This is a genomic window from Phaeobacter sp. HF9A, assembly GCF_011806385.1.
Lineage (GTDB): Bacteria > Pseudomonadota > Alphaproteobacteria > Rhodobacterales > Rhodobacteraceae > Epibacterium.
On record NZ_JAATOX010000002.1, the window covers coordinates 96,210 to 102,793 of the forward strand.

At 57.5% G+C, this 6,584-nt stretch carries 10 protein-coding genes; 1 reads left to right on the forward strand and 9 read right to left on the reverse strand.

All coding sequences use genetic code 11. The annotated features are described in order from the left end of the window. Genes HCZ87_RS00550 through HCZ87_RS00570 form a run of 5 tightly spaced genes read right to left on the reverse strand, consistent with a single transcriptional unit; the run spans window position 1 to window position 2,133 of the window. Complete coding sequence (locus HCZ87_RS00550) at window positions 1–717, reverse strand: flagellar hook-basal body complex protein (protein WP_167641816.1); 717 nt, start codon at window positions 715–717, stop codon at window positions 1–3. After that, entirely contained in the window at window positions 717–992 is a 276-nt protein-coding gene (locus tag HCZ87_RS00555) for a flagellar biosynthetic protein FliQ (protein ID WP_167641817.1), read from the reverse strand. The genes HCZ87_RS00550 and HCZ87_RS00555 overlap by 1 nt, the downstream gene beginning before the upstream one ends. Window positions 993–995: 3 nt before the next feature. Next, a complete protein-coding gene (gene fliE, locus HCZ87_RS00560; protein ID WP_167641818.1) occupies window positions 996–1,292 on the reverse strand; it encodes a flagellar hook-basal body complex protein FliE in 297 nt (98 codons plus the stop codon). Window positions 1,293–1,315: 23 nt separating this feature from the next. Then, entirely contained in the window at window positions 1,316–1,708 is a 393-nt protein-coding gene (gene flgC, locus HCZ87_RS00565) for a flagellar basal body rod protein FlgC (RefSeq protein WP_167641819.1), read from the reverse strand. A gap of 14 nt (window positions 1,709–1,722) precedes the next feature. Beyond that, entirely contained in the window at window positions 1,723–2,133 is a 411-nt protein-coding gene (locus HCZ87_RS00570; protein WP_175582107.1) for a FlgB family protein, read from the reverse strand. A 61-nt stretch (window positions 2,134–2,194) separates the two neighbouring features. Here HCZ87_RS00570 and HCZ87_RS00575 point away from each other — a divergent pair, with 61 nt between their 5' ends. Then, entirely contained in the window at window positions 2,195–3,523 is a 1,329-nt protein-coding gene (locus tag HCZ87_RS00575) for a FliI/YscN family ATPase (RefSeq protein ID WP_167641820.1), read from the forward strand. A gap of 117 nt (window positions 3,524–3,640) precedes the next feature. Here the strand turns inward: HCZ87_RS00575 and HCZ87_RS00580 are convergent, their stop codons facing one another. The 4 genes from HCZ87_RS00580 to HCZ87_RS00595 form a co-directional block, all read right to left on the reverse strand. Further along, the gene (locus tag HCZ87_RS00580) at window positions 3,641–5,539 is read right to left on the reverse strand and encodes a DUF1217 domain-containing protein (protein WP_254868467.1); all 1,899 of its coding nucleotides are present in this window, start codon (window positions 5,537–5,539) and stop codon (window positions 3,641–3,643) included. A 47-nt stretch (window positions 5,540–5,586) separates the two neighbouring features. Then, entirely contained in the window at window positions 5,587–5,991 is a 405-nt protein-coding gene (gene flbT / locus HCZ87_RS00585; protein WP_167641822.1) for a flagellar biosynthesis repressor FlbT, read from the reverse strand. Window positions 5,992–5,993: 2 nt separating this feature from the next. Further along, the gene (gene flaF, locus HCZ87_RS00590) at window positions 5,994–6,365 is read right to left on the reverse strand and encodes a flagellar biosynthesis regulator FlaF (RefSeq protein WP_167641823.1); all 372 of its coding nucleotides are present in this window, start codon (window positions 6,363–6,365) and stop codon (window positions 5,994–5,996) included. A gap of 84 nt (window positions 6,366–6,449) precedes the next feature. Then, a partial coding sequence (locus tag HCZ87_RS00595; RefSeq protein ID WP_254868469.1) for a flagellin occupies window positions 6,450–6,584 on the reverse strand: 135 nt, incomplete at its 5' end.

Below are 6,584 nucleotides of genomic sequence, written 5' to 3' on the forward strand. Positions count from 1 at the left end.
CTATGATTTCATCAGGTTGTCGACAGCGGCACGGATGCGCTTGTCTTCGTTGTCGAGAAAGCTCTGGCCCATTTCATAGGCGCGTTGCACCTCGATCATGCGGGCCAGTTGGTGAATCGTATTGACGTTGGATCCTTCCAGAAACCCTTGCAGGACCTTGGCATCCGGGGCGGCCACGGTCTCGCCCTCGACGCGGAACATGACTCCATCTTCGCGCAGGATCTGGGCCCCTTCTTCGGGGAGGAACACGCCGATCTGGCCGATCTGCTGGCCATCCGCGCTCAATGTGCCATCCGCGCCGAAAGCGATGCTGCGGGCATCGCCGGGAATAAAGACCGGTGCCTGACCGGCATCGAGAACCCGGTGCCCGTCAGCGGTCACCAGATCGCCGGCGGCGTTGGAGCTGAAGTTACCGCCACGAGTCAGCCGATTGCCCGCAGGCGTTTCCACCATAAAGAACCCGTCGCCCTCGATCGCCAGATCAAGCGAGCCGTTTGTCTGGCTCAGTGTGCCTTGCTCCAGCGAGGTGTTTCGGATGTTCGCCCGCCCCATGGAGAGGCTTTCCTGACCGGGCGCAGATTTCACATATTCCGAAAAGATCAGCCCTTCGGACCGATACCCCGTGGTCGAGGAGTTCGCGATATTGTTCGCCACGACCTGCATTTCCTTCAGCAGGCCGGACTGGCGCGACAGAGTTGTGTAGCCGATGCTTCCCATTAAAATCCGCCTCCTTGTATGAGAGGAATGATCCGACCATCAAAGAAAGCGACGAGCGTCTGCGTCATCACCCCCATGGTCAGCCAGAATACGACAAGAATTCCGGCCAGCTTTGGCACAAACGTCAGCGTCATTTCCTGAATGGACGTGAGTGCCTGAAACAAGCCGACGGTCAGGCCAATGACCAGCGCTGCGATCAGAATGGGCAATGACATTGTGATCGCAGTCAGGATGGCCTGACGCAGGGTGTCGTAAAATACGCCCTCGGTCATCATGGCTTAGACCGGCATCCGCAGGATTTCCTGATAGGCTTCAACAACCTTGTTGCGCACGGTCACAGCCGTTTCGACGGCCAGCTCGGTTTGCGCCAGGGCCTGGACCAGGGCGTGAGGATCTGCATCGCCGGTCATGGCCTGGACAGAGACCTGTTCGCTGTTGGCCAGCGTGTTGGTAAAGTCCTCAAAGCTGGTCTTGGCCTGTTCCTGGAAGGAACCGGGCGTATATTGCGGATCCACCTTTGTTGCAGGGCGGGCGGCGGCATAGCCGGAGGTGGCGTTGATAGCACGAATATCCATTCTGGATCTCCATTCGTTTCAGGTTAGCGGCGCAACAATTCCATCAGAGAGGCCGACATTTGCCGGGTCTGATCGAACATTTTCAGGTTTGCCTCGTAGGTACGCTGCGCTTCGCGCGCGTCCGCGATTTCGATCATCAGATCGACGTTGGATCCCTCGTAGTGGCCGGTTTCATCGGCCAGCGGGTGGGAGGGATCGTAAACATCTTCAAGCTCGGTTTGGTCCAGTGTCACCCGGCCGACCTTGACCTGGCTCACGTCGGAATCCAGATCCCGCACCGCCTGGAACGACACATTCTTGCGTCGGTAGCCAGGTGTATCGGCGTTGGAAATATTCTCCGACAGGTGTTTCAGGCGCGCGGCCTGCGCCCGGAGGCCACTGGAGGTTACGCTCAAAGAATTTGCAAAGTCACTCATGTCTCGTCTCCTGTTCAACTACGGCCAAGGCTGGCGCGCAGAATGTTCATGGATGAACGGTAGATCGCCAAAGCACGGTCATGCTGCCGCTTGGCCTCTACGCCCTTGAGGATCTGTTCCTCGATCGAAACGGAGTTATCATTTGGATCCAGGGCCGAATCGTCAGTCGTGATGGCCCAGTTCAACCCGTCGCCGCTGTTCAGATGCGACCCGCGCGTGGCGACCATGTCGCCCTGCGTCGCACCGGCAGCAAACACTTCCTTGAAGGGTTTGATATCCTTGGCGTGATACCCGGGGGTATCAGCATTCGCCATATTTTCCGAGATAAGCGCCTGGCGCTTACCCGCATGAGTCGCCATGGAATAGGCGATATTAAAAACATTCAGTCTTTCGAACACCGGGGCTTCTCCCTCGATCAATTTCAATCAAGGCTTAACCCTGATTCCTTTAGAAATTGTTTTCAGAGGAATGTTGGAGAACCCACAAATGTTGAAATCGATCCAAGCGCTCAGCCAGCAACTGGCCAATACGCGTCTTTCGGCCCCGATGGGACGTGTCACCCGAATATCCGGTGGCGAGATCGAAGTCTCCGGGTTGGAAAGCCAGGCGCGGATCGGCGACAGGTTGGTCCTGCGGCGTGGAAAGAATGATGACCTGCACGGCGAGGTTCTTGCCATCAGCGACGGCCACATCCGCATGCTGCCGGATACGGCGCCTGAGCGTGCCTCTATCGGCGATACGGTCCTACTGTTCCCGACGCCGGATTTTGCCCCTGATAACAGCTGGATCGGACGTTTGATTGATCCGTTCGGTGAACCCTTGGACGGCAAGCCTATGATGCGCGGCGTAGACAGCCGGGACCTGATGGCGAGTCCCCCCAAGGCCGCTGCACGCCGCGGCATGGGCCAGCGGGTCTCTACCGGGCTCTCCATCCTCAATACGGTGCTTCCCATTGTCACCGGCCAGCGGGTTGGCCTCTTTGCCGGCTCCGGGGTGGGTAAATCCACCCTGATGGCGCAGCTTGCCCAAAACATGGAGGCAGATGTGGTCGTCATGGCGCTGATTGGCGAACGGGGGCGGGAGGTGAATCACTTCGTCAAGGAGGTGCTGGGCCCTGAGGGGATGAAACGTGCGATCGTGGTTGCCGCCACATCGGACCAATCCGCGCTGGTCCGGCGTCGCTGTGCCTGGGCCGCGATGACGGTGGCGGAACATTTTCGTGATCAGGGGCTGAATGTGCTGTTTATGGCCGACTCGGTGACCCGATTTGCCGAAGCACATCGTGAAATCGCGGTTGCGTCCGGTGAGGCCCCGGCATTGCGGGGCTATCCGCCATCGGTGACGCCGCTGATCACCGGCCTGTGCGAGCGCGCGGGGCCGGGCTCCGAGGGGCAGGGCGACATCACGGCGGTGTTCAGCGTGTTGGTTGCCGGCTCCGATATGGATGAGCCGATTGCGGATATTTTGCGCGGGGTTCTCGATGGGCACATCGTGCTGAACCGCGAAATCGCCGAACGGGGGCGATTCCCTGCGATTGATGTGTCGCGCTCCGTGTCCCGTTGCTTGCCCGCGGCGGCGACGGCGGATGAAAACGAGATGATTCTCGCGGTGCGGAAATTCCTTGGCGCCTATGAGCAGTCCGAGGTGATGATCCGCGCGGGCCTTTATTCGGAGGGCAACGACCTGGTTCTCGACCAGGCGGTGAAAGTCTGGCCTGAGCTGGACGCGTTTTTCGGGCGCGCAGAGGCGGATGGTATCAAGGGAAGCTTCAACAGATTGGCGCTGCTTTTGCGCAGAGCGGGCAAGGGGCGATAATACGTCGCAAATTTCCCTCTGAGGGCAGGCTTGGTTCAGGGGATCCAGCCATCGCAGACATAAAAAAGCGCGCCGAGGTGACCCTCGGCGCGCTTTATATTTCCGACGGTTTTGACGTTAGCCGCGCAGCATCATCAGCGCAGCATTTCCCGAGCTGAAGCCGCTGCTCCTGCTATTCAGCTGTGAACGGGTCAGGTAGAGGTTGACCAGGTCATCCATCTTGCCCTGAGCAATGAACTCAGAAGGCTTGTCCGTCCCAAGCACTTGTATTGATTTGCGTTTATAGACTTCGACGGCCCGGTCGACATCCATCTGGCCGACTTCTTTTGGCAATCCGAGCGCTACTTGCATAAAGTCGGTCATGGCCTGTTGCCCCATGATGGTGAACCATTCCGAATTGGCAGATGGACCCTCATCATCGTCGTTCATGCTCCGCAGCTTTTCGAGCGCCTTTTCGAACTCTGCTTCAGTGTCTGTTTCGTCGCTTTGGAACAGGGTGTTCAGCTCACGTTCAGCGATCTGCGCATAGTAGGTGATAAAGAACTCGCTCTCGCCTGCGGCCTCGGCATTGGTGCGATAGGCATCTTTCAGCGACCCGATTTCGTAGGTGCTGGTCAGCTTGCTCAGATCATCGCTGCCAAAGATAGCGACGGCTTGTTCTTTATAGATTTCCAGCTGTTCGTCGGGCGTTAGGTCCGAAAAAATCTCGCCGGCGTCCAGGGCGGAATTCACGTCCAGCGCTGTATTGAGGAACCGTGGAACGCCGGTTTGGCCCATGATGGTATACCATCCGGCATCCACTTCGGCGGCTTTGGCGGCGGCATCGGCCTCCACGGTGTTCGTCTTTTCACTGTAAGAGAATTTGAGGATTGTTTCAGCCGTGCGCAGAGTCGAGGAAATCTCGCTGTTGCTCATGCCAGTTTCCGCAGCCTTCTCGCGAAAGACGTCCAAGGTGGCATCCAGATTGCTTCCATTGGCAAAAATGTTTGGGTCATCGGTGCCAAAGGCCTCAATCGCTTTTTCCCGGTAAATGCGCATGGCTTCACTGGTGTCGCGACGGTCGATATCATCCGGGAGCCCCAAGGCGATGTCCATAAAATCGGCCAGTGGCTGCTGGCGGGAGATAAAATCCCATTCTTCGTTCAGGGCGGCATCGCGGGACACCATCTGATCAAGCACGTTACCTGCCAATGTGGCGGTTCGGGTAACCTCTTCCGCCGGAACGCCATCAATTGTCGCCCGAGATTTATATACGCCGATGGTTGTCTCTCTGTTGTCCTTCGAAAACAGAACAGTCGGGTCATCGCTGCCAAAGACGACATTGGCCCGGGAGCGGTAGAGGTCGATCAGTTCGTCATCTTCCAGCCCGGCGCTAGAGGCGGGAATACGCAATGCGCTGTTGAAGAACTCCGTCAAGACATCCCGTTCGATGATGTCTGCCCATTGGTCTTGCGCTGATGTGACGCTCAGAGCATCATCTTCAGGGCCGTTGATCTCTTCCAGGGCTTTGTTGAATTCCTTGAGGGCGCGATCCTTGACGCTTAGCACCGAGAGGTCTTCCTCGTCCGGCTCGCCGAACACCTCCAGCATTGCGCGTTTGGCGAATAGCGCGGTGCGCATGGTTTCATCGACGTCGCCCACAGCTTCCTCAAAGGAGGCCGACTGGAATTTATCGAGAACCGCTTTCATCGCTTTTGTATCGCTGGTCAGCGGCGACTGACCGGGGCCAAATCCAAACGCGTCGGAAAAGTTCACGTAGCGTTCGTCGTTCATCGTATTGGCGACCGCGTCCTTGGCCGAGGTGCCTTCATTCAGCGTACGCTGAAGCAGCGCGCGGTAGTTGATTTCTTCTTCCAGACCAAATGCCTTGACCGCCACCTGAAGAAGGCGGCGGTCGTTGAGAAGGTCATCGGTGGAGTTTACGTTGCCGATATTCTCGGCAAAGTATTCACTGTCACTCTTGAGCTGACCGGCTTGAATGAAGGCTTCATATTGCCGGTCATAGGTCGATTGCAAAAAGTTCCACCCCGCGACCCCTGTGGATGGAATGAGGGGTGTGTACGTCATTGCGATCTGACAGCCATGAGCCGCTCCTCTCGCGGCAGCAAGGCGCGCAATGCCTTGAGGCAGCGATAGTGGTTGTTTGCGATCACCGCTTCGGTGGCTTCCGACAGGGCCGCACGACTGTCCGGGTCGGTAAAGACCTGGCTCAGTTCTTCGATGCGGCGCAGCATCGGCAGACGATCTTCTTCGGGATCGACATCGCCGGAGAGAACCAGCTGTGCAGCATAGCACACCCGGCGTACCGGCGTATTTGCTTGTTCGGGATGGATCGCATCACGCAGACGCAAAATATTTGCATCGGGTGTTACGATCGACAAGCGACTGCGGCGATCACCATTCTCAATCACCGCTCCATTGACCAAAACGCGCTCTTTGGGCGCAAGTTTCAGGACCAATCCACTCATATTCAGGACGCTCCGCTTCTAAGGCCACGCATGATGGCCGTGTTGATTTCCACCAGTGGCTGAATCTTGGCCTTGCGGGCCAGGACTTTGCTACTGTGCTCACGCGTGAAGCGGGCCAGATGAAACAGACGTTGTTTCAATTCGGTCGGCAGTTTGTTGCCTTCCTTGGCCAGATCCGAAGTGAAGAGTGTCCAAAGCTTGCGGTTGTCGGAAACCGCCGCAACGAGCTCCTTAAAGCCATCGGGACCCTTTTTGTCTGCCGCGATCATGCGATGCGTGATACGTGCAAGGATCTCATACTCAGTGTTCCGAGCCGTGCGGGTCGGGGCTTTTGCCGCCGCGTAGGCGCTCTTCGCCTTTAGAAGGGCATTCACGTGTTATCCTAACGTTTTGTTATTCACTGATTCTCAGAGACGTAGGGACCGGGGCACTGGCAGGCGCCCCGGTCAAAAGGCTATTTAGCGGAAGAGCTGGAGCAATGTGCCCGGAGCTTCGTTGGCAATCGTCAGCGATTGGGTCGCAAGTTCCTGCTGGGTTTGCAGGGCGCTCAATCGTGCGGAGGCTTCTTCCATATTGGTGTCGGTCATGGTGGA